We start from the raw sequence: 26,768 nt of genomic DNA on the forward strand, positions 1-26,768 counted from the left end.
GCTCCCCTCCCGCTTGCGGGAGGGGTCAGGGGAGGGCATGTTTGACCCCGATGGACAAAGGCTATGCCCGCCCTACCGCAAGAGCGCGCGCCCTGCGCAACAATGCGACGGACGCAGAGCGCGTGCTGTGGCAGGCGATCAGCGCGCGCAAAGTTTCCGGCATCCGGTTCAACCGCCAAGTGCCTGTCGGCCCGTTCATCTGCGACTTTGTGGCACGATCCATTGGTCTGGTGATCGAGGTTGATGGCGGCCAGCACGAGGATGCCGTCGATGCGGAACGAACGCGCTATATCGAACCGCAGGGATTTCGCGTGATCCGTTTCTGGAACAATGATGTGTTGGGCAATCTGGACGGAGTGATCGAGGACATTATGCGCGTCGTGGCGGACATGCCCTCCCCCAACCCCTCCCGCAAGCGGGAGGGGAGTTAAATGTCCCTGACCCCCGCCTTTCTCGATGAATTGCGTGCGCGTACATCGCTGTCCACGCTGATCGGGCGTACCGTGAAGGTGCAGAAGGCGGGGCGCGAATATAAGGCGTGCTGCCCGTTCCATAACGAAAAAACGCCCAGCTTCACGATCAATGACGAGAAGGGCTTTTACCACTGCTTCGGCTGCGGCGCGCATGGGGACGCTATCCGGTGGATGACGGACCAGCGCGGCCTGCCCTTCATGGAGGCGGTGAAGGAACTGGCGCAGGCGGCGGGGATGGACGTGCCTGCGGCCGATCCGCGCGCGGCCAAACGGGCGGAGGCGGCCAAAGGGCTGCATGACGCGATGGCGGCGGCACAGGGCTTTTTCGAGGAGCAACTGGGCGGGATCGAGGGCGCGGAGGCGCGGGCCTATCTGGGCAAGCGCGGCATCAGCGATGCGACGCGACGAGCGTTCGGCTTTGGTTATTCGCCGGATTCGCGGGGCAAGCTGAAGACCGCGCTGCGCGATTTTGGCGAACCGATGCTGGTCGACGCTGGCCTCCTGATCGACCCGGACGGCGCCGAGCCGGATGGCGGTAAAACCAGAAAGCGCGACACGTACGATCGTTTCCGTGGTCGTCTGATGCTGCCGATCCGCGACATTCGCGGGCGCGTGATTGCCTTTGGCGGGCGGATATTGGGCGCAGGGGAGCCGAAATATCTCAATTCCCCCGACACGCCTTTGTTCGACAAGGGGCGCACCCTCTACAATATCGACCGCGCCTCCCCCGCCAGCCGCAATACCGGCCGGGTGATCGTGGTCGAAGGCTATATGGACGTGGTCGCGCTGGCGCAGGCGGGCTTTGCCGACGCGGTCGCGCCGCTGGGCACGGCGCTGACCGAGCATCAGATCGAACGACTGTGGAAGATGGTCGAGGTGCCGATCCTGTGCTTCGATGGCGATTCGGCGGGGCAGAAGGCGGCGATCCGCGCGGCGATGCGCGCCCTGCCCCTGCTGCGCCCCGGCCATAGCCTGGCCTTTGCGACGCTGCCTGCGGGCAAAGACCCCGACGACCTGATCCGCGCCGAAGGGCCAGCGGCGATGGACGCGGTGCTGGCCGCCGCGCAACCGCTGGTCGACCGGCTGTGGAGCCACGAACAGACTGTCGCGCCGCTCGATACGCCCGAACAAAAGGCGGCGCTCAAGCAAAGGCTGGCCGCGATTACCGAGGCGATCGGCCATCCCGATGTGCGCGCCCATTATGCCCATGCGTTCCGTGAGCGCTATGACGCGCTGTTTTTCGCCCGACCCGCCTTCAGCAACGCCCCGCGCGGGCAAGGTGCCAATAATGCTGGCCGTTGGCAGCGCGACAAGAAGGGGAATTGGAAACCGCCGATCGCCCCCGTCGGCCAGGAAGCTCGCGCGATCGGCGCAACCGGCATGGAACAACGGCTGTTGCGCGCGATTCTGGCCAGTTTGCTGCGCCATCCCGACCAGATTGTCCGCCATCGCGAGACACTGGCGAGCCTGCAAGTGGCGGATCGGGCGCTGGGTCAATTGCTCGCCGCGATGATTGCTGCATCCTTTCGCAAAGAAACAGTTGAAACCGATGGCCTCCTTACCATATTGGGGCGAGGTGAAGTGTATAATATGGCGAAGGGGATGCTTCGGGCCGACACGTTCACATTCACCCCCCACAGGATGACAACCGACGCCGATCGCGTGACCCGCGATCTGGAGGAGGCCATTCGGGTGATGGCGCAGGGACCGGAGCTGGACGCTGCATTGGCGGAGGCGACGAGACGGGCGAGGGAAGACCTCAACGAGGCAAGCTATGCCGAGCAGCAACGGGTCCATCGGCTGAAAATGGACCATGAAAGCCGCCTGGCGGAACTCGCGCAGTCCGACGACATTGAGTGATATGATCGTCCCGTCATGGGACGAGGGATTTGAATGATCGCTCCGGCAAGAAGGAGCGGCGGAGTTAAGGCGAATAAATGGCGACCAAGGCGAACAGCAAAAGTGCGGGTGCGGGTGATGGCGGAGATGAAGGTGGCGATGCCCCGCTGCTCGACCTGAACGAAGCCTCGGTCAAGAAGCTGCTCGCCCGTGCCAAGAAGCGCGGCTACATCACCTATGACGAACTGAACAGCGCCCTGCCCCAGGACCAGATGTCGTCCGAGCAGATCGAGGATGTCATGTCCGCGCTCAACGACATGGGCGTCAACATCGTCGAAAATGAAGAAGCCGGCGATGATGGCGAGGACCAGCAGCGCGAGGATGACAATGACGACGCCAATGAAGTGGCGGAGGACGATGACGGCTCGCCCCGGCTGATCACCGAAAAGAAGAAGGAAACGGTCGATCGCACCGACGATCCCGTTCGCATGTATCTGCGCGAAATGGGCGCGGTGGAACTGCTCAGCCGTGAGGGCGAAATCGCCATCGCCAAGCGGATCGAGGCCGGTCGCGACACCATGATCCTGGGCCTGTGCGAAAGCCCGACGACCTTCAACGCGATCATCGAATGGTCGACGGCGCTCAACAATGGCGAAATGCAACTGCGCGAGATTCTGGATCTCGACGCGATGCTGTCCAAAGACCCTGCGCCCGAAAGCCTGGAAGAAGGCGCCGAGGATGATGATGGCGAAATAAGCGAAAAGACTGCCGGTCCCAGCTTCAAGGAAGAGGAGGAGCCCGAAGAGGAGTCCGCCGACGCCGACGAGGATGAGGATGGATCGGGCGAGCGTCGCACCCGCCGCGCCGAAGAGGAAGAGGAAGAGGATAACACCCTCTCCCTCGCGCAGATGGAAGAAACGCTCAAGCCGATGGCGCTGGAGAAGTTTGCGACCATCACGGAGATTTTCCGCGCCTTTTCGAGCATCCAGGCCGCGCGCATGCTGGCCATGGGCAATGGCGACGCCCTGAGCCAGGCGGAAGAGGATCGCTATCACGAACTGCGCGAAAGCCTGACCGCCGAGGTCGAAAGCGTCCAGTTCCACCAGCAGAAGATCGAATATCTGGTCGATCAGCTTTATGCCTATAACCGGCGCCTGACCGCGCTGGGCGGCCAGATGCTGCGTCTGGCCGAACGGCACAAGGTGCCGCGCAAGGACTTTCTCGACCGCTATGTGAACCATGAGCTGGACGATGGCTGGCTGGACCGGGTTGCGGGCATCGACAAGAAATGGACCGCCTTCGTCGCTGCCGAAGGGCGCGCGGTGGAACGCATCCGCACCGAAGTCAGCGAAATCGCGCAGGCGACCGGCATGTCGCTCAGCGAGTTCCGCCGCATCGTCAACATGGTGCAGAAGGGCGAGCGCGAGGCGCGGATCGCCAAGAAGGAAATGGTCGAGGCGAACCTGCGCCTCGTCATCTCCATCGCTAAAAAATATACGAACCGTGGCCTGCAATTCCTTGATCTTATTCAGGAAGGCAATATCGGCCTGATGAAGGCCGTCGATAAGTTCGAATATCGCCGCGGTTACAAGTTCAGCACCTATGCGACCTGGTGGATCCGGCAGGCGATCACCCGGTCGATCGCGGATCAGGCGCGGACCATCCGTATTCCGGTCCATATGATCGAAACGATCAACAAGCTGGTCCGCACCAGCCGCCAGTTCCTGCACGAGCAGGGCCGCGAACCGACCCCGGAGGAAATGGCCGAGCGCCTGTCCATGCCGCTGGAGAAGGTGCGCAAGGTGATGAAGATCGCCAAGGAGCCGATCAGCCTCGAAACGCCGATCGGCGACGAGGAAGACAGCCATCTGGGCGACTTCATCGAGGACAAGAATGCGATCATCCCGGTGGATGCCGCGATCCAGGCGAACCTGAAGGAAACCGTCACCCGCGTGCTGGCGTCGCTGACCCCGCGCGAGGAACGCGTGCTGCGGATGCGCTTTGGCATCGGCATGAATACCGACCATACGCTGGAGGAAGTGGGCCAGCAGTTCAGCGTGACCCGCGAACGTATCCGCCAGATCGAGGCCAAGGCGCTGCGCAAGCTCAAACATCCAAGCCGCAGCCGCAAGATGCGCAGTTTCCTCGACCAATAAGCTGCTGCTTATCGGTGAATATCAAAGGGCGGTCTGACTGGGCCGCCCTTTTTTTTATGGCGATCATGTCGATTGCCGACGAGGCATTGGCGGATTGGACAGGCCCATCCTCCCCTGCAAGGGGAGGGGGACCATTTGCGGAGCAAATGGTGGAGGGGTGTCACCCTATCGATAGGGCGACACCCCTCCGTCTGGCCTGCGGCCAGCCACCTTCCCCGCCGGGGGGAGGATGAGCGCTTTCCAAAACGTCAATGCCGCTTTGCAAAGATCGTGATCGCCTTTTTTCTCGTCCGTAAACCGCTCCTTTACCCCGTTCCCGTAGCTTGACCGTCAAATCCCCGCTGGCGGACCGGGGCGAACAGGGAATGGCATATGAGCGAAGCGGCACCACGCTATCAATTTGGCGATATATCGCGGATATTGGAGGCACTCGTCGCTGCCGATGGCACGGCGGCCCATGCCTATGCCAATCGCGCGGGCGCCAGCGTGGCGCGGGATTCGCTTCTGTCGCTGGGCGATCTGGCGGATGGCGCCTATTATCTGTGCCTGCTGCATGGCCGGCATCCCGGCGTGATCGATCATGCCGCCACGCGATCGGCCGACAATGCCGCGCGTGCATGGTTGATCGAGGCCGCCGATTCCTTCGCATCCGAACGCGCCTATCTGACCCAGGTTTCGGTCGCCGTCGGCCCCGCCCCCAGCACGGCGGGCCAGGCGGATTGCGAGACCACCGTCGGCCAGCAACGCCATGCGCTCGACATGCTGGCCCAGTCCGACCGGCGCGGTTGCGCCATGGGCGCGGCGATGGCGCTGGTGCTCGACTGGCGCGCGGTGCGCCACATTCTCGACATGGCGGCGCTTCGTGCCGGCATGGAGCCGCACCGCTGCACCCTGCCCGAACGGGCCGCCACGCTGGAGGTCGCGCGCGCGATCGGCGGCGATGACGTGGTCGACCGGGCCATCCAGTTCGGCGCACGCCAGTTGCTGAACCAGCATCGCGGCCTGTGGGATCTGCTGGCCGCCCGCGCCGACATCCGCGCGCGCCAGAACTGATCCTGAGGCTATACAGCCCGCGCGACTTGCGCACCCGCATCGCTTTGCCTAGTCCGGTAGCCATGACAGGCAAGCGGACGAACTATGATGCGTTTTGAAGGCACCCAGGATTATGTCGCCACCGACGACCTGAAGGTCGCGGTCAATGCCGCGGTGCTGCTGCGCCGCCCGCTGCTGGTGAAGGGGGAGCCGGGCACCGGCAAGACCGTGCTGGCGCAGGAGATTGCGACAGCGCTGGGCGCGCCGCTGATCGAATGGAACGTCAAATCGACGACCAAGGCGCATCAGGGCCTGTATGAATATGACGCCGTCGCCCGTCTGCGCGATGGCCAGCTGGGCGACGAGCGCGTCCACGACATTGCCAACTATATCCGCAAGGGCAAGCTGTGGGAGGCATTCACCTCCCCCACCCTGCCCGTGCTGCTGATCGACGAGATCGACAAGGCCGACATCGAATTTCCCAACGACCTGTTGCAGGAACTCGATCGCATGGCGTTCCATGTGTATGAGACTGGCGAGACGATCGCAGCCAAGGATCGCCCGATCGTCATCATCACGTCGAACAATGAGAAGGAATTGCCCGACGCCTTCCTGCGTCGCTGCTTCTTCCACTATATCAAATTCCCCGATCGCGACACGATGCAGGCGATCGTCGATGTGCATTTCCCCGGTATCCAGAAAATCCTGGTGTCGAAGGCGATGGATATTTTCTACGACATCCGCGACGTGCCGGGCCTGAAGAAAAAGCCCAGCACCAGCGAGTTGCTCGACTGGCTCAAGCTGCTGCTGAATGAGGATATGCCGCTGGACGTCCTCCAGAACAGCGATCCGACCAAGGCCATCCCGCCGCTTCACGGCGCGCTCCTTAAAAATGAGCAGGATGTGATGATGTTCGAGCGGCTGGCCTTCATGGCCCGGCGTCAGGGGCGCTGACATGGCGCATGAAGGCGGATGCCTGTGCGGTGCCGTCCGCATCAGGATCGACGCGGAACCGATGGCGGCGCGGCAATGCTGGTGCCGCCTGTGCCAATATCTGGGCGGCGGGTCCGGCACGGTGAATATCTGCTTCCCCAGCGAGCATGTCGTCACCACCGGCGAGGTGCGCTGGCATGACAGTGTCGCCGACAGCGGCAATGCGATGAAGCGCGGCTTCTGCCCGACCTGCGGCACGCCGTTGTTCAGCCTGGCCGAATCGCGTTCGCACCTGACCTTCATCCGCGCTGGCGCGCTGGACGATCCGGCACTGTTGGGTCCGCAGGCCATTATCTGGACCGATGCAGCCCCTGCCTGGGCCCATCATGATCCCGACCTGCCCCATTATCCGGCACAATTCCCGCCTGTCGCCTGATTTAGACTCTTGCGCGCACGCGCTTTGCCTGTAGCCTTTCCTTCACATTCAAGGCCGCGCCAAGACGGTCTGGATCTGGAGAAGGATGCAGATGCCCAAGCGCGCCCTCATCATGGTTTCAGCCGCCCTTTGTCTGGCCGTGCCCTCGCTGGCGCGCGCGGCGGATGACGCGGAAGCATGGACGCCTACCGAAACCGCTATCCGCGCCACGACAGCGGGGATCAGCCTGCCCCAGACGATCGGCGGCCTGTCCCTGACGAAGAGCGGCGAGGCGTCCAATGGCGGACGCGCGGTCGACAATTATGCGCAATTCCTGTCCGACGACGGCGCGATCCAGGCGACGCTGTACGTCTATCTGCCAACCTATGCCGACGCATCCCTGGCCGCCTATATGACCGACAAGGCGATCATGGAGCGGTTCGGATCACGCACGCGCCGCACCGCCTACGCCAGCGCGCCAGTGGCGGGCAAGGCGGACAGCGCGATCCGCGCCGTCTATGACGATGCCGCCGACGGCGAATTGACGACGGCGGCGGGCTTTGTCCATGCCGGACGCTGGATCGTCAAAATCCGCGTAACCGGGCCGACGGAACGCCGCGCCGATGTGCTGGCCGGGCTGGACGGGATGCTGGCCGGACTGGCGCTGGACGATCCCGCTGCGTTGCACAGGACCGGGCCAGCGCGCTTTGACGCCTGCCCCGCCGCCGACATGCGCGATGCGCAGTTGACCAAGGATGCAGCGACGCCAGCCACGATCCCGCAGGAAGTCCGCATTCCGCGCGATGGCAAGGACATCCTGTGCGTGCGCGGATCGGTGACCACCGCCGATGGCAGCTATGACATGCTTCAGCAGGCCGGGCGCAGCGACGGCGCGATCATCGTCCCGGTGGATGACAGCGGCACGGTGCTGGCCTTCGATCCGGCGGCGGCGGGCAAGGGATATAAGCTGTCGATCCATATGGTCGGGCAGACCGACCTTTATGGCGTCTATGACCGCGTCCCCAGCCCCCGCCAGATCGCCGCGATCCTTGACGGCAAAGACCCCCAGACGGCCCAGGCGGAGGCGACCGCCGCCTATGCCGCCAATGGCGCGGTCACAATGGTGCGGCACTGACGCGCCACAGCAACCGTCCGTAGCGGATTGCGGCATCGACCATGCGTACCGCGCCACCATGCGGCTGTTGATAGTACGATCATTCCGACGCGCGCCCGACAAGGCATCTGGCCACTGGATTTTCGTCCCGACTGCTGCCATGCAGGAATGATAACGGTAACATTGGGGAGAAATGGGTCATGGTGACCGACATTGAGGGCGGCCTGCCCAAGCATCATGGCGCAACCCAGAATGAGAAGCTGGTCATCGCCGCCTCCTCGCTGGGGACGGTGTTCGAATGGTATGATTTCTATCTCTACGGGCTGCTGGCCACCTATATTTCGGCGCAATTCTTCTCCGGCGTGAACGAAACGACCGGCTTCATCTTCGCGCTCGCGGCCTTCGCGGCGGGCTTTGCGGTGCGGCCGTTCGGGGCGATCGTGTTCGGGCGGATCGGCGACATGGTCGGGCGCAAGAATACATTTCTGGTGACGATGGGCATTATGGGCCTGTCGACCTTCGCGGTCGGCCTGTTGCCAAGCTATGCGAGCATCGGCATGGCCGCGCCGATCATCCTGCTGGTCATGCGGTTGGCGCAGGGGCTGGCGCTGGGCGGCGAATATGGCGGGGCGGCGACCTATGTGGCCGAACATGCGCCGGAAAATAAGCGCGGCCTCTATACCAGCTGGATTCAGACGACGGCGACCTTCGGCCTGTTCGCTGCGCTGTTGGTCGTGATCGGCTTTCGCTTCGCGCTGGGCGAGGACGCCTTTGCCGCCTGGGGCTGGAGGCTGCCCTTCCTCATTTCCATCCTGCTGCTGGGCGTGTCGATGTGGATACGGCTGCAACTCAACGAAAGCCCGGTCTTTCAAAAGATGAAGGACGAAGGCACGACGTCGAAGGCGCCGCTGACCGAGGCGTTCGGGCAATGGGGCAATCTGCGCTGGGTGATCATCGCGCTGCTGGGCGCGGTGATGGGTCAGGCGGTGGTCTGGTACACCGGGCAATTTTATGCGCTCTTCTTTCTGGAAAAGACGATGCGGATGGATGGGGCGACGGCCAACATCCTGATCGCGATCGCGCTGGCGCTGGCGACGCCCTTCTTCATCTTTTTCGGCTGGCTCAGCGACAAGATCGGGCGCAAGCCGATCATCCTGGGTGGCTGCGCGCTGGCGGCAATCAGCTATTTTCCGCTGTTCGCTGCGCTGACCACTGCCGCCAATCCGGCACTGGCGGCGGCGCAGGCATCGGCCCCCGTAACGATCGTCGCCCATGGCGGCGAATGTTCATTCCAGTTCGATCCGGTCGGCAAGAACCGGTTTGACCAGACAAGCTGCGACGTCGCCAAAGCCTATATGGCCAAGAGCGGGGTGAGCTACGCCAATGTCGAAGCGGCAGCGGGCAGTTCCGCCGTGGTGAAGGTGGGCAGCGTCAGCTTCACCGCGCCCGACGCGGCGACCCTGGCCAGCCCCGGCAAGACGGCGGCAATCGCGGCCTTTCAGGATGCGCTAAAAGCCGGGCTGGCGCAGGCCGGCTATCCCGAAAAGGCGGACAATGCGCGGATCGACAAGGTAGCGGTGGTCGCGATTTTGTGGGCGCTGGCGATGCTGGTGACGATGGTTTACGGGCCGATCGCCGCGATGCTGGTCGAACTGTTCCCCAGCCGCATTCGCTATACGTCGATGTCGCTGCCCTATCATATCGGCAATGGCTGGTTCGGCGGGTTCCTGCCCACGACCGCCTTCGCCATGGTCGCGGCGACGGGCAATATCTATTCTGGCCTCTGGTATCCGGTGCTGATCGCGGCGGCCACTGTCGTCGTCGGCTTGCTGTTCCTGCCCGAAACCTTCCGGCGCAATATCGACGAGTGAGACAGTGAAGCCGACATGGTGATCGGCCTGCTCAGCCGATCATCATCAGGCTGGCATTGCCACCCGCCGCTGTCGTGTTGATGGAGGTCGACACTTCCTCCATCAGCCAGTCGAGGCAATAGCCATCAGGCCCCGGCGCATGGACCGGGACGATGCGGCCCGGCCAGTCGGCGACGGCCTGCACCGTGGCGGAGACTATGTCCGGCTCACCGTCGACCAGCACGGCGGCGACGGGCGTGTCGGCGGGTTTGGCGAAGCGCGCGGCCACATCGGCTGGCAGGCCGGGCGGCAGCGCCATGCCCTGAACCAGCGCGTCGTTGCCGGTAGCGAGGATCGCGGCCATCTGCCGGAACAGGCCCGCACGGGTTGCGGGGCGCAGCAGCATCGTGCCGCGCGGGTGGAGGCTGTAGAGATTGCGTTCCCCCACAGGGCCGGGCAGCGTCACTTCCAGCCCCAGCGCGGACCTGTCGCCAATGCGGCGGGCCTGGGTGGCGGCGTCGCCCTCCCCTTGCGCGTCGAGCCAGTCCGCAAAACTGTTGAGCGGGGAGATGAGCGGCGTAACCCGCGTGGCGCTGACCGGGGGCGTGGTGACGAGGCGGCCAAGATAGAGCGGACCGCCCGCCTTTGGCCCGGTGCCCGACAGGCCGCATCCGCCAAAGGGCTGAACCCCGACGATCGCGCCGATGACGTTGCGGTTCACATAGATGTTGCCGACCTTCACGCGGCTCGTGACCCGCGCGATCGTTTCGTCCAGCCGCGTATGCAGGCCGAATGTCAGGCCATAGCCGGTGGCGTTGATCGCATCGACCAGCGCATCGATCCGGTCGCGCCTGAACCGCAGGACGTGGAGGACGGGACCGAAAATCTCCCGATCGAGGTCGGTCAGGCTGTCGATTTCGATGATGGTCGGCGCGACGAAGGTGCCGTGCGCGGTTTCGGGCGGGAGCGCTTGTTGCTCGACCTTGCGGCCCAGCGCGCGCATGGCGTCGATATGCGATGTGATGCCGTCGCGGGCTTCCGCGGTGATGACCGGGCCTATGTCCACGCGCAGCGCGTCGGTGCGGCCAATGCGCAATTCGGCCAGCGCCCCCTTCAACATGGTGAGGGTGCGGTCGGCCACTTCCTCTTGCAGGCACAGGACACGCAGGGCCGAGCAACGCTGGCCCGCACTGTCGAAGGCGGACGCAATGACGTCGGCCACCACCTGTTCGGCCAGCGCGCTGCTGTCCACGATCATCGCATTCTGGCCGCCGGTTTCTGCGATCAGCGGTATGGGATGGCCGGTGGGTGACAGGCGGGTGGCGAGTTGGCGCTGGATCAGGCGGGCGACATCGGTGGAGCCGGTGAACATGACGGCGGCGGTCTGCGGCGCGGCGACCAGCGCGGCGCCGATGCTGCCGTCGCCGGGGACCAGATGAAGCGCGTCGGTCGGCACGCCCGCTTCATGCAGCAGGCGCACGGCTTCAGCGGCGATCAGCGGCGTTTCCTCGGCAGGCTTGGCCAGCACGGCGTTGCCAGCGACCAGCGCGGCGGCGACCTGGCCGGTGAAGATGGCCAGCGGGAAATTCCACGGGCTGATGCAGGTGACGACGCCCAGCGGCGTCTGTTCCGCGCCAAGGCGGGCGCGGGCCTGCTGCGCGTAGTAGCGCAGAAAGTCGATCGCCTCGCGCACTTCGGCGATGGCGTTGGGGATGGACTTGCCCGCTTCGCGCACGATGAGGCCGAGCAGGATGGGCATCCGTTCCTGCATGGCGTCCGCCGCCCGTTCCAGCGCGGCGGCGCGATCGGCGACGGGCGTGACGGGCCATGCGGACGCGGCGGCGCGGATGGCGGCGGCCTGGGCCTCCTGCGCCGTGGCGTCGATGACGGCGCCGACGATGTCGCGATGGTCGGCGGGGTTGCGGACCGGGCGCGCCACCCCTGCCCCGCCAGCGGGCGCGGCGCTCCAGTCGAGCGTCGCGCTGTGCTGGAGCGCCTCGGTCAGGCTGGCGAGTGTGGTTTCGTCGCTAAGGTCCAGCCCATCCGCGTTGCGGCGGTCGGGATAGATGGCAGCGGGGAGCGCGATGAGATCATGATGTGCGCCCGGTTTTGGCATGGCCTTGACCATATCGACCGGGTCGGCGATCATCTCCTCGACCGAGACGGCGGGGTCGGCAATCCGATTGACGAAGCTGCTGTTCGCGCCATTTTCCAGCAGGCGGCGGACGAGATAGGCGAGCAATGTTTCATGCGTGCCGACCGGCGCATAGATGCGGCAGGGGCGATTGAGTTTCCCCGCGCCGACCACCTGTTCATAAAGCGGTTCGCCCATGCCGTGGAGGCACTGGAATTCATAGCTGCCGATGCTGAAATCCGGGCCTGCCATCTGGTAGATGGTGGCGAGCGTCTGGGCATTATGGGTGGCGAATTGCGGGAACACCGCATCGGGCGCGGCGAGCAGCTTGCGGGCGCAGGCGATATAGGCGATGTCGGTATGCAGCTTGCGGGTGTAGACCGGAAAGTCGGCTAGGCCATCGACCTGCGCACGCTTGATTTCCGCGTCCCAATAGGCGCCCTTCACCAGCCGCACCATGATCCGGCGGTCGGCGCGGCGCGCGAGGTCGACGATCCAGTCGATGACGAACGGGCAGCGCTTGCCATAGCCCTGCACGACAAAGCCAAGGCCGTTCCAGTCGGTGAGCGCGGGATGAAGCGCCAGGCTTTCGAGCAGGTCGAGCGAAAGCTCCAGCCGGTCGGCCTCCTCCGCGTCGATGTTGAAGCCGATATTATAGCCCTTCGCGAGCGCGGCGAGTTGCTGCACGCGCGGCAGCAATTCGGCCATGACCCGGTCTGCCTGCGCGCGGGCATAGCGGGGATGGAGGGCGGACAGCTTGATCGAGATGCCCGGCCCGGCATAGATGCCGCGTCCGCCCGAAGCCTTGCCAATGGCATGGATCGCCCGTTCATAATCGGCATAATAGCGTGCGGCATCGGCCGCGGTAGTCGCCGCTTCGCCCAGCATGTCATAGCTGTAGGCGAACCCCTTGGCCTCCATGATCTTGGCGCGTTTGAGCGCTTCCTTGATGGTTTCGCCCGTGACGAACTGTTCCCCCATCATCCGCATGGCGAGATCCACGCCGCGCCGGATCACCGGCTCGCCAGCGCGGTTGAGCAGGCGGGCCAGCGCCGCGCCCAGCCCGCGATCATCGACGCTGCCGACCAGCTTGCCAGTGACCACCAGACCCCAGGTGGCGGCGTTGACGAACAGCGACCTGTCGGTGCCCAGATGCGATCCCCAGTCGCCATCGGCGATCTTGTCGCGGATCAGCGCGTCGCGCGTCGCCGCATCGGGAATGCGCAGCAGGGCTTCGGCCAGGCACATCAGCGCGACCCCTTCCTGACTGGAAAGCGCATATTCCTGCACCAGCCCTTCGACCCCGCTCCCCTTGTGATTGGCGCGCAGCGCGGTGACAAGCGTGCGGGCGGTTTCGCGCGCAGCGGCGCGGGTTGCGTCGGGAAGGGTTGCAGCGGCGATCAGCGGCGCAAGCGCCTCTGCCTCGTCCCGGCGATAGGCGGCGGTGATCGCCTGCCGCAGCGGAGATTGCGCGCGGATGGCAGGGGCAAAGGCGGCGAAAGGTGGCTGAGCGGTCATGGCGTGCAGACTATCGCATTTCATCAGGTCAATCCGCCTTTTCATCCGCGCATTTATGATCGATATGACCTATGATTAAATCATGTCAGGCAATGTGAATGGTTAAACCGCCACAAATAGTCGATCTGGATGATTTCGATCGCCGGATCATCGCCGCGCTGGTGGAGGATGGCCGGATGACCGTGACCGACCTTGCCATGGCGGTGGGGCTGTCCAAGACCCCCTGCCAGGTACGGCTGCGACGATTGCAGGAAAGCGGCGTGATCCGGGGGTTCCGGGCGATGGTCGATCCGGCCAAGCTGGGGATGGACCATGTCGCCTTTGCCGAGGTCAAGCTGTCCGACACGCGCGAAAGTGCGCTGACCGAGTTCAACGATGCGGTGCGGCGCATTCCCGAAGTCGAGGAATGCCATATGATCGCCAGCAGCTTCGACTATCTGCTCAAGGTGAGGACGGCGGACATCCGCCGCTATCGCACCGTGCTGGGAGAGAAGATTTCCAGCCTGCCCCATGTCGCCAGCACATCGACCTTCGTAGCGATGGAAACGGTGCTGGAGGCCGGAGGCAGGCGGAAATAGGCAGCGTCAATTGGGGCGAAAAGTCTCCAGCGCGGCGCGCGCGCCATAGATTTCCAAAATGGTCAGCCAGCGGACCAGTATATCGCGGAACAGCGGATTTGCGCCCAGAGCAGGCGGCACGACCGCGTCGAAGGCGAGGATGGCGGCGACCCGATCCTGCGTCGTCGCTGCCGCGCCCAGCATGGCGGCGATCGGCACGGCCAGCGGATCGTCCACGACATGCAGATTGCCCAGATCGTCATGACCCACCTGCCAGCGAATCCAGGCGGCGACCGCCAGCGACAGGGCGTCGATCCCCTGCCCTGTCTCGATCCGCGCGGCGATGGTGGCAAGCAGGCGCTGGGGCAGTTTCTGCGATCCGTCCATCGCGATCTGGTGCGTACGGTGGCGCAGGGTTGGATTGTCGAAGCGGGCCATCAGCTCGCGGCGATAGGCCGCCACGTCAAGTTCCGCCGGGGGCGAAAGGGTCGTTTCCGCCTCGTCCCATAGCGTTTCGACGAAGATGCGGGCTTCGGGCAGGACGAGGACGTCATGGACATAGTCGATCGCGGCAAGGCCACCCAGATAGGCGATGCCGCTGTGCGCGCCGTTGAGCAGGCGGAGCTTGGCTTCCTCCCACGGGGCGACGGCGGCGGTGATCTGAACACCTGCGCCAAAGTCCGGGCGCGGGCCGCAAAAATCATCCTCGATCACCCATTGGATGAACGGTTCGGTCTTGACCATGGCCTGATCCTCAACGCCCAGACGCATGGTCAGGGCGGCTATGTCGTCGGGCGTGGTCGCAGGAACGATGCGATCGACCATGGTTTCGGGGAAAGCGCCTTCCGCCGCGATCCATTCCGCCAGAGCGGCGTCGTGACGACGGGCGAGCGCCAGTACGGCATTGCGCAGGCGGGTGCCGTTATGGGGAAGATTGTCGCAACTGATCGCGGTGAAGGGAGGCAGTCCCGCCGCTTTGCGCCGTGCCAGCGCCGCGACGATATAGCCGGGCGCGGTCTGCGGCTGTTCCAGCGACAGGAGGTCGGCGGCAAGTTGCGCGTCATCCTCGATCAGCGCGCCAGTGGCAGGGTCGAGCTTATAGCCTTTTTCCGTGATGGTGAGCGTGACGATATGGGTGTCGGGCGCTGCCATGGCGGCGATGAGCGCCTGCGGCGCCCTGGGCGCGACGATGACGTCCTGCACCGCGCCGACGATGCGCGCCTGTTCCGATCCGCCATCGCGCACCAGCATGGTATAAAGGCCGTCCTGCGGCACCATCTGGTTGCGCACGGCAGGCGAACGCAGAGAGGCCGCGGTGATGCCCCAGCGCAGGTCGCCTGCGTTCAGGGCGTCGTCAAACAGCACCGCCTGATGCGCGCGGTGGAACGCGCCGATGCCCAGATGGACGACTCCCGGCTTGACCTGGCTACGGTCATAATTTGGGCGAATGACGTCGGCGGGAAGCGCCGCGAGCATCTGGCTCGACAGGCGGGTCACAGCTTGTAGGCCTGCTTGACGAGGTCATAGGCGAGCGCGCGGGCGACCTCGAACGCTTCATCCTCCTCCATGCGATGTTCGACCACCAGTTGCGCCAGCCAGCTGCAATCCATACGGCGGGCAACGTCATGGCGCGCCGGGATCGACAGGAAGGCGCGGGTATCATCGTTAAAGCCGACCGTGTTGTAGAAACCGGCGGTTTCCGTCGCGCGCTCGCGAAAGCGGCGCATCCCTTCCGGGCTGTCATGGAACCACCATGGCGGGCCAAGCTTGAGCGCGGGATAATGGCCGGCCAGCGGCGCCAGTTCGCGCGAATAGACATCTTCGTCGAGGGTGAAGAGAATGAGGGTCAGGCGCGGGTCGGTGCCATAAAGGTCGAGCAAGGGCTTCAACGCGGTGACAAATTCCCCTGCGGTCGGGATGTCGGCGCCCTTGTCCTTGCCAAAGCGCGCCAGCACGGCGGCATTATGGTTGCGGTGTACGCCGGGGTGCAACTGCATCACCATCCCGTCCTCAATCGACATGCGCGCCATTTCGGTGAGCATATGGCCGCGAAACAGTTCCGCCGCCGCCGCGCTGACCGGACCGGTGGTGACCCTGGCGTAGAGCGCCTCAATCTCCGCGCGGGGCAGGTTGGCGGTAAAGGCGCACGGATGGCCATGATCGGTCGAGGTCGCCCCCGCCGCGCGAAAATCCGCGCGGCGCTTTTCATGAGCGCGCAGATAGCCGGCATAGCTGCCCGCATCCTCGCCCGCCATGGCGCAGAAGCGCTGGACATTGGCGATGAACTTGGGATCGTCGGGGTCCAGCACCGGATCGGGACGATAGGCGGTGACGACCTTGCCGCCCCAACCGCTGGCGCGGATCGCGCGGTGATGGTCGAGCGGGTCGAGCGGGCCTTCGGTGGTGGCGATGACTTCGATATTATAGCGATCGAACAGTGCGCGCGGGCGGAATTGCGGGGTTTTGAGCGCGGCGTCGATCAGGTCGTAATAATGATCGGCCGTCTCCGCCTCCAGCCGGACGTCGATGCCGAACGCCTCGGCAAAGACCCAGTCGAGCCACATGCGCGATGGCGTGCCCCGGAAGAGATGATAGTTGGCGGCAAAGATGCGCCAGATGGCGCGCGGATCATTGGCGGTCGCGCTGCCATCGACGGTGGGAACGCCCAGTTCGTCCAGCCTGACGCCCTGGCTGAACAGCATGCGGAACACATAATGGTCAGGGACGATCAGCAACTCCGCCGGGTTGGCGAATGGCTCGTCATAGGCGAACCAGCGCGGATCGGTGTGGCCATGGGGCGAGACGATGGGCAGATCCCTGACGCTGGCATACAGCGCGCGGGCGATGTCGCGGGTGCACGGTTCGGCCGGGAACAGACGATCGGGATGCAGAACGAGAGGCTTAGGCAAGAATCATGCTCCTTCGACGCGGCCTATGCCAGCGGTGGTGACGACCTGATAACGCGGAATGACAAGGTGGATGGCGCATAGCGCGACGAGATAGGCACAGGATGCGACGGCGAAGATCGGTCCGTAGCTGCCGATATTTTCGAGGATCGTTCCGGCAAATTTCGCCATCATCATGCCGCCGATGGCCCCCGCCAGCCCGCCAAGGCCGATGACCGATCCGGCCATCCAGCGCGGAAACACATCGCCCGGCAATGCGTAGAGATTGGCGGAAAAGCCCTGATGCCCGGCGCAGGCCAGCCCAATCAGGCCAACCGCCACCCACATGTTGGGCGCGTGGGTCGCAAAGGCGATCGGCACGGCACACAGGGCCGCCAGAAACATCGCGCTCTTGCGCGCGCGGTTAACGCTCCAGCCGCGCCCCATGAAGCGCGAGGATGCCCAGCCGCCAGCGACCGACCCGACATCGGCCAGCAGATAGACCGCGACCAGCGGCGGGCCGAAATCCAGCATCTTGACGCCATATTGCTTGTTGAAGAAGTCCGGCAACCAGAAGAGGAAGGTCCACCAGACCGGGTCAATCAAGAAGCGGCCCAGCATATAGGCCCATGTCTGGCGCAGTCGAAACAGCGCGGTCCATTTGACGGGGCGTTGTTCTTCGACAGGGTCGGTTTCGATCCAGGCGAGTTCCTGCGCACTCAGGCTCTTTTTCTCGCGCGGGCGGCGGTAGAAACCGAGCCAGGCGGCCAGCCAGACCACGCTCAGCAGGCCGGTGAGGATGAAGGCCCAGCGCCAGCCCATGGTGACGGCGATGACCGGCACGATCAACGGGGTCAGGATCGCGCCGACGTTGGACCCGGCATTGAAGATACCGATGGCGAGCGCCCGTTCCTTTTTGGGGAACCATTCATTGGTTGCGGCGATCGCGGGGGGGAAGGTGCCCGCTTCGCCCAGCGCGAGCGGGATGCGGGCGATCAGCATGCTCGCGGTCGAGGTGAAAAAGATATGGGCGACATGGCCGATCGTCCACAGCGTCACCGCCACCGCATAGCCCGCGCGCGCCCCGATCCTGTCGATCAGTCGGCCGAAAAGAACATAGGCGATACCGTAACCGGCCTGAAACCAGATGGCGAGGTCGGCATAGCCGCGCTCCGTCCAGCCATAACGTTGCTGAAGATCCGGCTTGAGCGTCGGCAGGACGAGGCGATCGATATAGGAGAGCACGACCGCCGCGAACAGCAGGGCACAAACGATCCAGCGTATTTTACCCGATGGCTTTGGGATGTCGGTCATGCAGACGCTCCAGGGAAAATCATTCGTCCTTCCGACGAAGGCGGGGGTACCGATTATGTTTGAGCGTCACACCCGCTCGGCCGGCCATGGGAAGGGTGAGGACCGGCGTGCAGACCGCCCCCACCCTTCCGCGCCATTGGCGCGCTTTCCCTCCCCCGGCAGGAGAGGAAAACTCTATTCAGCGTCGCCGTCACTCGTTCGCCATGACGGCACCGCCATCGCGGCGGTCACAGGTGACGAAATGCTTGGCCTTAATGTTCTTTGCCATGGAACGGTCCTGCTGCGACGCTTCCGGCGGTGCGATCCGAGTGATGCCGCCGCGTGGAGATGAATAAATGATAGCGGTACCATTGGAACAAGTGCAGCGGGCTTGTCAATCGTGCAGCGCAGCATGAACAACTCGCGCGCGATAGCGCCGGATGCTGGGCCAATTCATGTCTATTGTGGCGTGTCATTTTGCGCTTCGCGATGAACGCCAGATTGCGCTACGAACCTCGCCGTAAAACATTTAGCATGACAAGGCCCAATCCGTTGAGTGACAGCAGAGCATCCCGCCGCCAGCGCAATGCGCCAACGATCAATGACGTGGCCCGCGAGGCCGGGGTGTCGCCGATGACGGTCTCACGCGTCATCAACGGGGAAAAGGCCGTCCGCCCGGCAACGCGCGCCAAGGTGGACGTAGCGATTGCCGCCCTGAATTACGCGCCGAGCGCAGCGGCGCGCAGCCTGGCCGGTGGCGAGGAGATGCGGATCGGCCTGCTCTACAGCAACCCGTCCTCATCCTATCTGAGCGAATTTCTGGTCGGCAGCCTGGAGCAGGCGAGCGGTAGCGGCGTGCATCTGGTGGTCGAGAAATGGGATGAGCAAACATCCATTAAGGCGGTGATCGACCATCTGCTGCGCGGGCGAATCGATGGGGTGATCCTGCCGCCCCCGCTCTGCGACCTTCAGGACATGGCGCATGCCCTGGCCGCGGCCAATATTCCTGCCGTCGCCGTCGCCACCGGGCGATCGGATGGCGAACTGGCGGCGGTGCGGATCGACGATCGGCAGGCCGCCTATGAAATGACCCGCCACCTCGTCTCGCTGGGGCACAGCCGCATCGGCTTCATCAAGGGCCATCCCAATCAGAGCGCCAGCATCCGGCGGCTGGAAGGCTATGTCGATGCGCTGGACGAAGCAGGCATCGCCGTCCAGAATGATTATATCGCCCAGGGCTATTTCACTTACCGATCCGGGCTGGACGCCGCCGAACATATATTGGCGCTGCCCGATGCGCCGACGGCCATCTTTGCCAGCAATGACGACATGGCGGCCGCAACCGTGGCGATCGCCCATCGGGGCGGACTGGACGTGCCGGGCGACCTGACCGTATGCGGCTTTGACGACACTTCGCTGGCAACCACGATCTGGCCCGAACTGACGACGATCCGCCAGCCCATCAGCGCGATGTCGCGCGCGGCGGTGGAGTTGCTGGTCAAGATGCTACGCGCGCGGCGCGCGCAGGATGAAGACATGCCCGCGCATCTCGTGCTGGATCATCAGTTGATCCGGCGCCAATCCGACGCTCCGCCGCGGGTGCGGCCAAGGGTAGTCGGGCGGTAGGAACATCGGTTCGTTTCGCGCAAAGTCGAGAAACATCCGGCACGGCGCCTTGTGTTTCTCGACTTCGCGCGAAACGAACGACTGTTCGATAGTTATGCTTCGCCGAACACCCGGCGGAAAATGGTGTCGACCTGCTTGAAATGATAATCGAGGTTGAACTTGTCCTCGATCTCGGCAACCGGCAGCGCGGCTGTGACGTCAGCGTCGGCCTTGAGCAGTTCGAGCAGCGAGAGTTGGCCGTCTGATTCCCAGACCTTCATCGCGTTGCGCTGAACATAGCGATAGCTGTCCTCGCGGCTGACGCCCGCCTGGGTGAGGGCCAGCAGCACGCGCTGCGAATGGACAAGCCCGCCCATCTTGTCGAGATTCTTCATCATCCGCTCAGGGTAGACCAGCAGCTTGTCGATCACGCCCGTCAGGCGAGCCAGCGCGAAGTCGAGCGTGATGGTCGCGTCCGGACCGAAGAAGCGCTCGACCGACGAATGGCTGATGTCGCGTTCGTGCCACAGCGCGACATTTTCCAGCGCGGGCACGACTGCTGCACGCACGACGCGGGCCAGGCCGGTCAGATTTTCGGTCAGCACCGGATTGCGCTTGTGCGGCATGGCCGACGAACCCTTCTGGCCGGGCGAGAAATATTCCTCCGCCTCCAGCACCTCGGTGCGCTGGAGATGGCGAACCTCGACAGCCAGGCGCTCAATCGAACTGGCAATGACGCCCAGCGTCGCGAAGAACATGGCGTGGCGGTCACGCGGGATCACCTGGGTCGACACCGGCTCGACGGAAAGGCCCAGTTTGGCCGCAACATGCTCTTCAACAGCGGGGTCGATATTGGCGAAGGTACCGACCGCGCCGGAAATGGCGCAGGTGGCGACTTCGGCGCGCGCGGCGATCAGGCGCGCCTTGCAGCGGGTGAATTCGGCATAGGCTTCCGCCATTTTGAGGCCAAAGGTCACCGGCTCAGCATGGATGCCGTGGCTGCGGCCAATGGTCGGGGTCAGCTTATGCTCAAACGCCCGGCGCTTGATCACGTCGAGCAGCTTGTCGAGATCCTCGATGAGAATGTCGGACGCGCGCGCAAGTTGCACCGCCAGGCAGGTGTCGAGCACGTCGGAGCTGGTCATGCCCTGATGCATGAAGCGGGCTTCATCGCCCACCTGTTCGGCAACCCAGGTCAGAAAGGCGATGACGTCATGCTTGGTCACCGCCTCGATCGCGTCGATCGCCGCGACGTCGATTACCGGGTTGGTCGCCCACCAGTCCCACAGCGCCTTGGCCGCCGAGGGCGGGACCACGCCCAGTTCGCCCAGCTTCTCGGTCGCATGCGCTTCAATCTCGAACCAGATTTTGAAGCGGGCTTCCGGTTCCCAGAGAGCGGTCATTGCGGGGCGGGCGTAGCGAGGGACCATGGGCGAATCCTGCATAGGAAGGGAAAGGTGCCGCGCGCCTAGCAGCGTCCTTGCGCCGGGGCAAATCGCGCCGGTTGCGCCAAAGAAAATCGAGTTAAACGCTTCGGCTGATCGCAATTGGAACAGCAAAGACAGTCGAATCGAGTATATTCCCAAGACAAGCTGTTAGACATGAACGGATGTTCAGGAACATTACCCGCTTTTGGGTCATTATCCCCTCGTCATTCAATGCTGCACAGATTGTTTTATTCTGTGACGGCCAAGTAACCGAGGAGATTGCCATGATCCGCACGCTTCTAATCACGAGCGCCCTTGCTATCGCTGCTCCCGCCATCGCGCAGGAGACGATGCCATCCCAGGGCGCAATGCCCGCGACGCCTGCCCAGCCGGCCATGCCGGGCGATCCGCAGGCGGGCATGCCGCAGGCCGAAACGCCAGCGACTCCCGCAACACCAGCCAATCCCGGCAATGCAGTCGCTTCGATCGTCGACACCGAATTTCCGGCCTATGACGCCAATAGCGACGGCCAACTCGACCAGGCGGAATTTTCCAAATGGATGGTTGCCCTGAAGGATCAGGAAATGAAGGCAACCGGCAAAAGCTTGCCTGCCGAGCAGGTCACGGCATGGGCCAGCGGCGCATTCACCACGGCGGACACTGACAAGAGCGTGTCCATCAGCAAGCCGGAACTGGTCGCCTATCTGAGCGGCGGCGCCGGTTAAACAGACGCAGAGATCCTCCCCGTCGCGAAGGACGGAGAAGAAGAGCCCGAAAGGGTCGCAACAAATGGGCGGTATGGTGAAGACCATGCCGCCCTTTTTGCGTGGCCAGGATTTTCTCTAGTGGTCCGATTCTGACATTTGCTACCTTATGGGATAAGGCGTGTTCAAATGTCAGAATCTTCTCGGACCACTAGCAATCTTTTGATTCTAGTGGATTTTACGATTTTGACATTTGCAGACCCATCCCAGCCGCCAGGGGATGCAAATGTCAAAATCAATCCACTAGCTGCGTTTCCGCGCGTACAGCAATGCCGCGACGATCGCGGCCGAGCCGATGCCGACAGCCGCGCCGGTCCAGGCGGCTTTGCCAGCGGATTTGCGTGCCGCGCTGGCAAGGTCGCGCTTGTCGTCGACGGGTTGCACGGGGGTGGCGGATGGAGCGTCGGTGTCCGGCGCAGTCTTTTCGGTTTTGCTCATGACAGCGACAGCTATGCCGCAAAGCGGCGGCGGGGAAAAGATGAAAGGCGGCTACATGACAACTATCCGTCGCAATCCGCCTGTGCCACCATCCTTGTCCAACCTGCCCCTTGACTTCCAAGCAATGACGATGTTGTTAGCGCTATCAGTAACGGTCGCATGGCCGGGCATGTTGCAACGAGATAAAGATGGGAAGGACGCGAGAGGATGAGTGAGGGCAGCGCGCAGAAGGTCAACATGGCCTTTATCGCGGCGATCGTTGCGGTGGCGACGATCGGCGGTTTCATGTTCGGCTATGACAGCGGAGTCATCAACGGCACGCAGAAGGGGCTGGAAAGCGCCTTTGACCTAGGCAAGCTGGGCATTGGCATCAATGTCGGCGCGATCCTGGTCGGGTCGTCGATCGGTGCCTTTGGCGCGGGACGGATGGCCGACATGATCGGGCGGCGCGGCGTCATGATGCTGGCGGCGATCCTGTTTCTGCTCAGCGCGCTGATGGCCGGGGCCGCGGGTTCTTCCGCCATCTTCATCCTTGCGCGGATCATCGGCGGACTGGGCGTCGGCGCGGCGAGCGTGATTTCGCCGGTCTATATTTCGGAAGTCACCCCGGCTGCCGTGCGCGGGCGGCTGTCGAGCGTCCAGCAGGTCATGATCATTTCCGGCCTGACCGGCGCCTTCGTCGCCAATTTCGTGCTGGCGCGCCATGCCGGCGGATCGACCGCCCCGCTCTGGCTCGATTTCCCGGCATGGCGCTGGATGTTCTGGCTACAGGCTATTCCGGCGGCGATCTATTTGCTCGCCCTGTTGTTCATTCCCGAAAGCCCCCGCTATCTGGTGGCGCGCGGGCGCGAGGACGAGGCGCTGGCGGTATTGACCCGCCTGTTCGGCGCGCAGGAAGCGGCGCGCAAGGTGGTGGAGATTCGCGACAGCCTGGCCGCCGACCATCATCGGCCCAAATTGTCCGACCTCATTGAAAAAAGCAGCGGCAAGATCCGCCCGATCGTGTGGACCGGCATCGGCCTGGCCGTGTTCCAGCAGCTGGTCGGCATCAACGTCGTATTCTATTATGGCGCGACACTGTGGGAAGCCGTCGGCTTTTCGGAAGATAATGCGTTGCAGATCAATATATTGTCTGGCGTGCTATCGATCGGCGCTTGCCTGGGGTCGATGCTGCTGATCGACCGGATCGGGCGCAAGCCGCTGCTGCTGATCGGATCGGCGGGGATGGCGGTGACGCTGGCGATCGTCGCCTATGCCTTTTCCACCGCCATCACCGGCGCGGATGTCGGGGTCACGCTGCCGGGGCATAATGGCCTGATCGCCCTGATCTCGGCAAATCTCTATGTGATCTTCTTCAACATGAGCTGGGGCCCGATCATGTGGGTGATGCTGGGCGAAATGTTCCCCAACCAGATTCGCGGATCGGGTCTGGCGGTCGCGGGTTTTGCCCAATGGATCGCCAATGCGGCCATATCGGTCAGCTTTCCCGCGCTGGCTGTATCGCCGGGGCTGGTCATGACTATTAGCGGCTATGCGTTGTTCGCCGCGATCTCCTACTTCTTCGTGCGCAAGATGGTGCAGGAGACCAAGGGTCGCGAGCTTGAGGAGATGGTTGGTTGAGCGACGGGCCGCTTGTATTGCGGGCGGGGGCGCTGGAAGCGGCGCTTTCCCCCGCTGCGGGCGGATCGCTGCTATGGCTGCGCCATGGGGGCGAGGATGTGCTGCGCCCCGCGCCGGATAACTGCCACGATCCCCTGGGCATGGCGAACTTTCCGCTCATTCCCTATGCCAACCGGATAGCGAATGGGCGGTTCGGCTTTGACGGGCGCGACTATCAGTTGCCGCGCAATTTCGGCGATCATCCGCACAGCATCCATGGCACTGGCTGGCAGGCGGCCTGGACCGTCGGCGATCAGGGAGCGAATGCGGTACGGCTGGTTCAGGATCATGCGCGCGGCGCGGCATGGCCATGGCCCTATCGCGCCGAGCAGCATGTGGCACTACGCCCCGACGCGATCGACATGCGCCTGACGCTGACCAATATCGGCGATGCGCCGATGCCGGCCGGGCTGGGATTCCACCCTTATTTCCTGGCCGACGCCGGGACACAGCTGCGCTTCGCAGCGACCAGCCTGTGGCTTTCGACCCCCGACATGCTGCCGGACCGGGAAGTCGCCGCCGACACGCTGGGCGACTGGTCGCGCGGGGCCAGGGTGATGGGCGACACGCTGATCGACAATGTATATGGCGGATGGGACGGACACGCGATCATTGCGCGCGGCGATGGCCTGCGCATCGTCGTGACAGCGAGCGGCGCGGGTTGGCTGCATGTCTATCGTCCGCCCAATTCAGCCGATTTCTGTATCGAACCAGTGAGCCACTGTCCCGACGCGATCAATCGGACGGACGGCATGACCGTGCTGGCACCGGGTGCCGCCACCCAATTGTCGATGACGATCCGCATCGACAAATAGGATGAGACGCTTCCGAAATGTGACGGGATCGCCTAAGCTGCCCCTGTTGAGCAGCAAGAGGACATGCCGATGCAATTTTTGCGGACTGCCTTCTGGGTCGTAATCGCGGTCGCCCTGGCCTTTTTCTGCATGGCGAATTATGTGCCCGTGACCGTCCGCCTGTGGGGCGACATGGTGATGGAAACCAAGTTGCCGGTCTTGCTGATCGGTGCATTTCTGCTGGGCGCGCTGCCCTTCTGGATCATGGCGCGCGCGACGCGCTGGCGGTTGAAGCGGCGACTGGACAGCGCGGAACGCGCGCTGGCCGTCACCGCCGCCGCCACGCCCCCTGCGGTCGTCACCCCGCCTCTGGACGCGGACGTCCCCTCTCCGCCCCTTTCCCCTCTCAATCCTACAGGACCCGTATGAGCAGCCCCCTCTATGTCGCGATCGACACGCCGGACCTCGGCAAGGCGCAGAATCTGGCGCAGCAGGTGCGTCATCATGTCGGCGGGCTGAAACTGGGTCTCGAATTTTTCTGCGCCAATGGCCATCACGGCGTGCATGAGATGATGAAGTTCGGTCTGCCGATCTTTCTGGATCTGAAGCTGCACGACATTCCCAATACGGTGGCCAAGGCGGTGCAGGCATTGCACATGCTGGAACCGGCGATCCTGACCGTCCATGCCGCAGGCGGACGGGCGATGCTGGAGGATGCGAAGGCCGCGGCGGGCATCAAGACCAAGGTGGTGGCGGTTACGGTGCTCACCAGCCTGGACGATGCCGACCTGCTGGACATCGGCGTAGGCGGCAAGGCGGAGGATCAGGTGCGGCGATTGGCGGACCTGGCGCAAAATGCCGGGCTGGACGGCATCGTCTGTTCCGGCGAGGAAGTGGCGATGGTCAAGAAACATTGGCCCGACGGCTTTTTCGTCGTGCCGGGCGTGCGCCCGGCGGGCGGCGCGATGGGGGACCAGAAGCGCGCCGTGACGCCGCGACAGGCGCTGGATCGCGGCGCATCCATCCTGGTCGTCGGGCGGCCGATCAGCCTGGCGGAAAATCCCGATCTCGCCGCGCGCGAGATTGAAGCGACGCTGTAGGGTATAATGCGTTCACGATGATGTTGGACGTTTCATCCTGTAACGAGAAACGGGGCGGGATTTCTCCCGCCCCGCCCTGCTTTTAGAAGCGCCAGCCGACGCTGGCCACGACCTGATGCCGGTCAGTGTCGATGTCGAATTCGCTGCTGGTGGCGCCGTCCATATAGTCGATATGGGCGCTGTCATATTTGGAGTAGCGATATTCCAGCTTGGCAAAGGTGTTCTGGTTGATGGCGCGCTCCACGCCGCCACCGATGCGCCAGCCATCGAGCTTGAACGCGGTGTCGGTCGTCTCGTCGGTATCGCCCGCCAGCACGTTGAGCTTGGTGTTGGTGTAGCCGCCCTTCACATAAACCAGCGTATTGGGGCTGGCGAGGATACCGGCGCGCGCGCCGATATAGAGGTCACGGCCCTGACTGACCCGGCCGAAACCGAACTGGTCGGTCAGGTCGTAGCGATCGCTCTTGGCGGTCGAGTCGGTATATTCACCTTCGACGCCCACGACCGCGCTGCCCAGATTGATGTCGTAGCCAGCGCCCACACCGTAGAGCAGTCCGTCGATCGACTGGTCGTCGCGACCATTATTATTGTCGACATCGCTGCCCGCGCCGACATGGTCATAGCCCAAAATCGCTTCGACGCGCGGGCCGGTGAAGGTCGGGCCGACGTCCTGGGCCAGAGCAGGTGTGGCGACCGCGGTTCCGGCCAGAAGGGTTGCGACCACAAACTTACGCATATGCTTAACTCCAATTGTCATTCACGCCCCGCAGGGGTGAGACGTT

General features: G+C 63.8%; 22 protein-coding genes. 15 read left to right on the top strand and 7 right to left on the bottom strand.

Going from position 1 to position 26,768, the window contains the following annotated elements:
* Nucleotides 1-50: 50 nt before the first annotated feature.
* The 8 genes from AC07X9_RS07735 (at nucleotide 51) to AC07X9_RS07770 (ending at nucleotide 9,833) form a co-directional block, all read left to right on the top strand.
* The gene (locus tag AC07X9_RS07735; RefSeq protein WP_017184687.1) at nucleotides 51-431 is read left to right on the top strand and encodes an endonuclease domain-containing protein; all 381 of its coding nucleotides are present in this window, start codon (nucleotides 51-53) and stop codon (nucleotides 429-431) included.
* Entirely contained in the window at nucleotides 432-2,333 is a 1,902-nt protein-coding gene (gene dnaG, locus AC07X9_RS07740) for a DNA primase (protein WP_017184688.1), read from the top strand. It begins immediately after the preceding gene.
* Between the two features lie 77 nt (nucleotides 2,334-2,410).
* On the top strand, nucleotides 2,411-4,468 hold the full coding sequence (rpoD, locus tag AC07X9_RS07745; protein WP_017184689.1) for an RNA polymerase sigma factor RpoD: 2,058 nt from the start codon (nucleotides 2,411-2,413) through the stop codon (nucleotides 4,466-4,468).
* Between the two features lie 372 nt (nucleotides 4,469-4,840).
* Entirely contained in the window at nucleotides 4,841-5,521 is a 681-nt protein-coding gene (locus AC07X9_RS07750) for a DUF6975 family protein (protein WP_017184690.1), read from the top strand.
* A gap of 87 nt (nucleotides 5,522-5,608) precedes the next feature.
* Entirely contained in the window at nucleotides 5,609-6,454 is an 846-nt protein-coding gene (locus AC07X9_RS07755; RefSeq protein WP_026002685.1) for an AAA family ATPase, read from the top strand.
* 1 nt (nucleotide 6,455) lies between these two features.
* Entirely contained in the window at nucleotides 6,456-6,869 is a 414-nt protein-coding gene (locus AC07X9_RS07760) for a GFA family protein (RefSeq protein ID WP_017184692.1), read from the top strand.
* 91 nt (nucleotides 6,870-6,960) lie between these two features.
* The gene (locus AC07X9_RS07765) at nucleotides 6,961-7,983 is read left to right on the top strand and encodes a hypothetical protein (protein ID WP_026002686.1); all 1,023 of its coding nucleotides are present in this window, start codon (nucleotides 6,961-6,963) and stop codon (nucleotides 7,981-7,983) included.
* Nucleotides 7,984-8,162: 179 nt separating this feature from the next.
* Nucleotides 8,163-9,833, top strand: a complete 1,671-nt coding sequence (locus AC07X9_RS07770) for an MFS transporter (protein WP_017184694.1) — start codon at nucleotides 8,163-8,165, stop codon at nucleotides 9,831-9,833.
* A 31-nt stretch (nucleotides 9,834-9,864) separates the two neighbouring features.
* Here AC07X9_RS07770 and putA read toward each other — a convergent pair whose 3' ends face one another.
* Entirely contained in the window at nucleotides 9,865-13,464 is a 3,600-nt protein-coding gene (gene putA / locus AC07X9_RS07775; RefSeq protein WP_086485963.1) for a trifunctional transcriptional regulator/proline dehydrogenase/L-glutamate gamma-semialdehyde dehydrogenase, read from the bottom strand.
* Between the two features lie 98 nt (nucleotides 13,465-13,562).
* On the opposite strand from putA, the gene AC07X9_RS07780 reads away from it, so the two are divergent.
* Entirely contained in the window at nucleotides 13,563-14,042 is a 480-nt protein-coding gene (locus AC07X9_RS07780) for an Lrp/AsnC family transcriptional regulator (RefSeq protein ID WP_017184696.1), read from the top strand.
* Nucleotides 14,043-14,048: 6 nt separating this feature from the next.
* On the opposite strand, the gene AC07X9_RS07785 is transcribed toward AC07X9_RS07780, so the two are convergent.
* Genes AC07X9_RS07785 through AC07X9_RS07795 form a run of 3 tightly spaced genes read right to left on the bottom strand, consistent with a single transcriptional unit; the run spans nucleotide 14,049 to nucleotide 18,220 of the window.
* Nucleotides 14,049-15,518 carry a mannitol dehydrogenase family protein gene (locus tag AC07X9_RS07785; RefSeq protein ID WP_017184697.1) on the bottom strand — a complete coding sequence of 490 codons (1,470 nt, stop codon included), beginning with the start codon at nucleotides 15,516-15,518 and terminating at the stop codon, nucleotides 14,049-14,051.
* Nucleotides 15,515-16,930: a glucuronate isomerase gene (gene uxaC, locus AC07X9_RS07790; protein ID WP_017184698.1), complete on the bottom strand. Its 1,416-nt coding sequence runs from the start codon at nucleotides 16,928-16,930 to the stop codon at nucleotides 15,515-15,517. Before uxaC ends, AC07X9_RS07785 begins: the two co-directional genes overlap by 4 nt.
* 3 nt (nucleotides 16,931-16,933) lie before the next feature.
* Nucleotides 16,934-18,220 carry an MFS transporter gene (locus tag AC07X9_RS07795; RefSeq protein ID WP_017184699.1) on the bottom strand — a complete coding sequence of 429 codons (1,287 nt, stop codon included), beginning with the start codon at nucleotides 18,218-18,220 and terminating at the stop codon, nucleotides 16,934-16,936.
* A 513-nt stretch (nucleotides 18,221-18,733) separates the two neighbouring features.
* Between AC07X9_RS07795 and AC07X9_RS07800 the strand changes: the two genes are divergently transcribed.
* Entirely contained in the window at nucleotides 18,734-19,825 is a 1,092-nt protein-coding gene (locus tag AC07X9_RS07800; protein ID WP_086485732.1) for a LacI family DNA-binding transcriptional regulator, read from the top strand.
* A gap of 92 nt (nucleotides 19,826-19,917) precedes the next feature.
* Here the strand turns inward: AC07X9_RS07800 and purB are convergent, their stop codons facing one another.
* Complete coding sequence (gene purB / locus AC07X9_RS07805; RefSeq protein ID WP_026002687.1) at nucleotides 19,918-21,234, bottom strand: adenylosuccinate lyase; 1,317 nt, start codon at nucleotides 21,232-21,234, stop codon at nucleotides 19,918-19,920.
* 281 nt (nucleotides 21,235-21,515) lie between these two features.
* On the opposite strand from purB, the gene AC07X9_RS07810 reads away from it, so the two are divergent.
* Nucleotides 21,516-21,956 carry an EF-hand domain-containing protein gene (locus AC07X9_RS07810; RefSeq protein ID WP_017184702.1) on the top strand — a complete coding sequence of 147 codons (441 nt, stop codon included), beginning with the start codon at nucleotides 21,516-21,518 and terminating at the stop codon, nucleotides 21,954-21,956.
* Between the two features lie 282 nt (nucleotides 21,957-22,238).
* On the opposite strand, the gene AC07X9_RS07815 is transcribed toward AC07X9_RS07810, so the two are convergent.
* Nucleotides 22,239-22,433 carry a hypothetical protein gene (locus tag AC07X9_RS07815; protein ID WP_017184703.1) on the bottom strand — a complete coding sequence of 65 codons (195 nt, stop codon included), beginning with the start codon at nucleotides 22,431-22,433 and terminating at the stop codon, nucleotides 22,239-22,241.
* Between the two features lie 207 nt (nucleotides 22,434-22,640).
* Between AC07X9_RS07815 and AC07X9_RS07820 the strand changes: the two genes are divergently transcribed.
* The 4 genes from AC07X9_RS07820 to pyrF all read left to right on the top strand — a co-directional run bounded on the left by AC07X9_RS07820 (nucleotide 22,641) and on the right by pyrF (nucleotide 25,986).
* Nucleotides 22,641-24,053 (top strand): sugar porter family MFS transporter, encoded by a 1,413-nt coding sequence (locus AC07X9_RS07820; protein WP_086485733.1) that lies wholly within the window; start codon nucleotides 22,641-22,643, stop codon nucleotides 24,051-24,053.
* Complete coding sequence (locus AC07X9_RS07825; RefSeq protein WP_017184705.1) at nucleotides 24,050-24,907, top strand: aldose 1-epimerase; 858 nt, start codon at nucleotides 24,050-24,052, stop codon at nucleotides 24,905-24,907. The genes AC07X9_RS07820 and AC07X9_RS07825 overlap by 4 nt, the downstream gene beginning before the upstream one ends.
* Before the next feature lie 69 nt (nucleotides 24,908-24,976).
* Nucleotides 24,977-25,315 (top strand): LapA family protein, encoded by a 339-nt coding sequence (locus AC07X9_RS07830; RefSeq protein WP_026002688.1) that lies wholly within the window; start codon nucleotides 24,977-24,979, stop codon nucleotides 25,313-25,315.
* Nucleotides 25,312-25,986, top strand: a complete 675-nt coding sequence (gene pyrF, locus AC07X9_RS07835; RefSeq protein ID WP_017184707.1) for an orotidine-5'-phosphate decarboxylase — start codon at nucleotides 25,312-25,314, stop codon at nucleotides 25,984-25,986. The genes AC07X9_RS07830 and pyrF overlap by 4 nt, the downstream gene beginning before the upstream one ends.
* An 82-nt stretch (nucleotides 25,987-26,068) precedes the next feature.
* On the opposite strand, the gene AC07X9_RS07840 is transcribed toward pyrF, so the two are convergent.
* The gene (locus AC07X9_RS07840) at nucleotides 26,069-26,722 is read right to left on the bottom strand and encodes an outer membrane protein (protein WP_017184708.1); all 654 of its coding nucleotides are present in this window, start codon (nucleotides 26,720-26,722) and stop codon (nucleotides 26,069-26,071) included.
* Nucleotides 26,723-26,768 lie beyond the last annotated feature (46 nt).

The organism is Sphingobium sp. GW456-12-10-14-TSB1 (assembly GCF_059424385.1).

Excerpts from the sequence above, each read along its gene's own strand:
- AC07X9_RS07760 (WP_017184692.1), top strand. The coding sequence starts at position 6,456 with ATGGCGCATGAAGGCGGATGCCTGTGCGGTGCCGTCCGCATCAGGATC.
- AC07X9_RS07830 (WP_026002688.1), top strand. The coding sequence starts at position 24,977 with ATGCAATTTTTGCGGACTGCCTTCTGGGTCGTAATCGCGGTCGCCCTG.
- AC07X9_RS07735 (WP_017184687.1), top strand. The coding sequence starts at position 51 with ATGGACAAAGGCTATGCCCGCCCTACCGCAAGAGCGCGCGCCCTGCGC.
- AC07X9_RS07815 (WP_017184703.1), bottom strand. The coding sequence starts at position 22,433 with ATGAGCAAAACCGAAAAGACTGCGCCGGACACCGACGCTCCATCCGCC.
- AC07X9_RS07820 (WP_086485733.1), top strand. The coding sequence starts at position 22,641 with ATGAGTGAGGGCAGCGCGCAGAAGGTCAACATGGCCTTTATCGCGGCG.
- AC07X9_RS07810 (WP_017184702.1), top strand. The coding sequence starts at position 21,516 with ATGATCCGCACGCTTCTAATCACGAGCGCCCTTGCTATCGCTGCTCCC.
- AC07X9_RS07750 (WP_017184690.1), top strand. The coding sequence starts at position 4,841 with ATGAGCGAAGCGGCACCACGCTATCAATTTGGCGATATATCGCGGATA.
- AC07X9_RS07800 (WP_086485732.1), top strand. The coding sequence starts at position 18,734 with ATGACAAGGCCCAATCCGTTGAGTGACAGCAGAGCATCCCGCCGCCAG.
- dnaG (WP_017184688.1), top strand. The coding sequence starts at position 432 with ATGTCCCTGACCCCCGCCTTTCTCGATGAATTGCGTGCGCGTACATCG.
- AC07X9_RS07755 (WP_026002685.1), top strand. The coding sequence starts at position 5,609 with ATGCGTTTTGAAGGCACCCAGGATTATGTCGCCACCGACGACCTGAAG.
- rpoD (WP_017184689.1), top strand. The coding sequence starts at position 2,411 with ATGGCGACCAAGGCGAACAGCAAAAGTGCGGGTGCGGGTGATGGCGGA.
- AC07X9_RS07765 (WP_026002686.1), top strand. The coding sequence starts at position 6,961 with ATGCCCAAGCGCGCCCTCATCATGGTTTCAGCCGCCCTTTGTCTGGCC.
- pyrF (WP_017184707.1), top strand. The coding sequence starts at position 25,312 with ATGAGCAGCCCCCTCTATGTCGCGATCGACACGCCGGACCTCGGCAAG.
- AC07X9_RS07795 (WP_017184699.1), bottom strand. The coding sequence starts at position 18,220 with ATGACCGACATCCCAAAGCCATCGGGTAAAATACGCTGGATCGTTTGT.
- putA (WP_086485963.1), bottom strand. The coding sequence starts at position 13,464 with ATGACCGCTCAGCCACCTTTCGCCGCCTTTGCCCCTGCCATCCGCGCG.
- AC07X9_RS07780 (WP_017184696.1), top strand. The coding sequence starts at position 13,563 with ATGGTTAAACCGCCACAAATAGTCGATCTGGATGATTTCGATCGCCGG.
- AC07X9_RS07770 (WP_017184694.1), top strand. The coding sequence starts at position 8,163 with ATGGTGACCGACATTGAGGGCGGCCTGCCCAAGCATCATGGCGCAACC.
- purB (WP_026002687.1), bottom strand. The coding sequence starts at position 21,234 with ATGGTCCCTCGCTACGCCCGCCCCGCAATGACCGCTCTCTGGGAACCG.
- AC07X9_RS07840 (WP_017184708.1), bottom strand. The coding sequence starts at position 26,722 with ATGCGTAAGTTTGTGGTCGCAACCCTTCTGGCCGGAACCGCGGTCGCC.